The organism is Campylobacter sp. IFREMER_LSEM_CL2256 (genome assembly GCF_025771645.1).
GTDB lineage: Bacteria > Campylobacterota > Campylobacteria > Campylobacterales > Campylobacteraceae > Campylobacter_D.
The window spans coordinates 1-1925 of record NZ_JAKMQQ010000027.1; the positions used below are offsets into that span (position 1 = coordinate 1).

Consider the following 1925-nt stretch of genomic DNA (forward strand, 5'->3'; position numbering starts at 1 on the left):
CCACTTACTTCTTGAGTACTAGCTGTGCTTTGATTATAAGTAGCAATGATTTGTAATCTTTTAATATTAAAATCTTTTACTCCTTCAAATACTACCTTACTTTCACCTTTATCATCAGCTGTACTTTCTTTGTCATTGTTAATTCTTAAAGTTTTATTGCTTTGTATATCTTTAGCTTTCCATAAAACTTTTGTTTTTGGCATTAAACCTTTAAGTTTTACTTCAAAGTCGCTTTTATAATCAATCATTCCCTTTTCAAAGTCTTGATGAGTCACAGGATCTTTTCCAGTAGGAAGCTCCATAGTAGCTGTATAATTTTTAATTTCTAAAATTTTACTTTTTTCTTTTACTAATTCATCGCTCATATTCTTAGCAATGATTTTTACTTTTTCATTTCCGCTAAGTCCTATGATTTCTACATTACTTTCACCCTTTTCATCAGCTATTAAATTAAGCTCTTTAGTAGTTTTATCTTTATCAATAAATAAAGCATTATCTCCTTGTATGCTCCATTTAACCTTAGTAGTTTTAGCTTTTAAGTTTTTATAACTTGCATGAGTTTTTTCTTTATTGCCTATAGCAGTTTTATCTAAGATAATATCATTATCTCCATAAATTGCTATTTGAACAAAGGTTTTTAAAGTAACTCCTAATACATTAGCAATGATTGTTGCTTTTTCTTTATCTTTCATGTTTGTATCAGGCTTATAGATGATATTTGAATTTCCATCTTTATCTGTTTTATCTGAATTTGGAGTTTTTTCTAAGCTTCCTTTGCCAATTAATTTCCAATTTATATCTAAATCACTTGTTAAATCACTTCCTGCAAATGTGATTAGAGATTTTTCATATCTTTGTATATTAGAAGGTTTGGCAAATATCCTAAAGTCTTCTTTTGGAGCTATAATAGTAATAGGGAAACTTTCTTGAGCATTCCCTGCTTTAGCAATTAAATTGGTTTGATGGATTCCATAAGCATGGATTATTTTTACAAAAACCTTTCCATTATCATCAGTAATATAATGATTTCCATTCTTTAAGATAACACTTTTTTGTTCAGGAGTTACACTCATAGCAACATTTTTAACTGCTTGGTTAAAACCATTTTTTAGCATAATACAATGAGTATTATCTCCTAAATTTCCACAATAGGAAATATGATAAGCATTATTAATGGCTTTATACTCAAGCACCATAAAATAATCTCTATCTATAAAATGAGTTCTAGATCCTTCAATAGTGTTATTTATACCTGCTAATTTAGGATCAAAAGCATGTTTGAGGGCATCTTTATCTAAAGGTATATTAAAATTCATAGCTATATTTGTGCCTTGTTTATCGCTTTCATTACTTCTTTTATGGCTTAATGAAAAAGTTAATGCTGGATAAGGTGAATAAATAATACCTCCTTCATACACTAAAGGATTTTTTTCTAAATCTTCAAAGCAGCTTACATTGCCAAATGGAGCTACTTTTTCTCCATACCACTTACTCATATTAGCAAAAACAGCTACATTGCTCATAGAAGGAAAAGCATATTTAACACCCATATCCCAACCATTAGCAGGACGCTCTAAAAAAGTTAGATCATTATTAGTATTTTTAAAATCATAACTATTAATCCAATCACTCAGTCTTTGATAAATATTAGCATGGAAAGCTAATGTATCTAGCATACTTTCAAAGCCCAAAGACATTCTTTTATGTTCTCTACTAAAATCATAATCATAAACTAGGTTTAATCCTAGCATGATATTTCCTGAATTATTTAATGCTAGTGCATTAGGATAATATCTTATACCACCACCAAAATGACCTATGATTCTATTATTATCATATCCACCTATACCGCTTTGTAAAAAATAAGATATTTTTGGATTATCTTCACTCATAATAGGTAAAAGAACTTTAGCATTACCACTTAA

At 28.7% G+C, this 1925-nt stretch carries 1 protein-coding gene; it reads right to left on the minus strand.

What is annotated here, in order from left to right:
• Window positions 1-1925: inverse autotransporter beta domain-containing protein (locus tag L8U00_RS07735; protein WP_263709105.1), on the minus strand; the 1925-nt coding region annotated here is incomplete at both ends.